Below are 321 nucleotides of genomic sequence, written 5' to 3'. Positions count from 1 at the left end.
GGCAGCGAGATCCTGTGGGTCTGTGGGGAGGGCTTTGCCGAGGGGCTGGCCCCGGACGAGGAGACTGCACAGATCTTGTAGTTGGAATTGGAAAATGGAGGAACAACCCATGAGCATGAATGACGATATCAAGAACATCCTGGTCAGTGAGGAAGCACTGAAAGCCAAGGTTGCCGAACTGGGTGCACAGATCAGCAGGGATTACGAGGGCAGAAACCTTGTCCTCGTCTCCATCCTCTAGGGTTCGGTGGTTTTCATGGCCGACCTGATGCGGGCTGTGAACATCCCCTGCAGCATTGATTTTATGGTCGTGTCCAGCTA

1 pseudogene is annotated in these 321 nt (G+C 54.5%); it reads left to right on the top strand.

The window, feature by feature from the left end:
- Positions 1 to 109: 109 nt before the first annotated feature.
- Positions 110 to 321: pseudogene (locus P0G09_RS16910) on the top strand (phosphoribosyltransferase family protein); the annotation flags it as partial.

Source organism: Faecalibacterium sp. DFI.5.82 (assembly GCF_029076575.1).
Lineage (GTDB): Bacteria > Bacillota > Clostridia > Oscillospirales > Ruminococcaceae > Faecalibacterium > Faecalibacterium duncaniae.
This window is presented reverse-complemented; position numbering and strand designations above follow the sequence as displayed.